1 protein-coding gene is annotated in these 283 nt (G+C 52.7%); it reads right to left on the bottom strand.

Annotated elements, in window-relative coordinates:
- Positions 1-283: hypothetical protein (locus tag AC1RPQ_RS08415; RefSeq protein ID WP_481762331.1), on the bottom strand; the 283-nt coding region annotated here is incomplete at both ends.

Here is a 283-nt window from a genome sequence, read left to right as displayed (position 1 = left end):
AACACCTTTTCTATGATGTCCTGCGCGTATGCTGTGCGATCCTCTTCAATCAATGCCGTAAGCTTGTGATCCAACTCTTCCAGCATGCGATTGATTTCGACCATACGCTTCTTGTCCGTCTCGGGCTTCAACGACTCTTCGTACAGCGCGCTGATCTGTCCTTTTAGGGAGCCAAGGTCACTCTGCTTCGTATCGATGCCGAGTGTCTTTGCGCTCTTACCGTACAGCGTGCCGAACACAATCGCCTTAATCGCGTGACGGAGCGGGTGATCCTTGTCCACCC

Source organism: Dellaglioa sp. CoH-57-MRSF-21, from assembly GCF_056781915.1.
The sequence above is the reverse complement of the archived record's forward strand: the minus strand, read 5'-3'. Positions and strand labels throughout refer to the sequence as shown.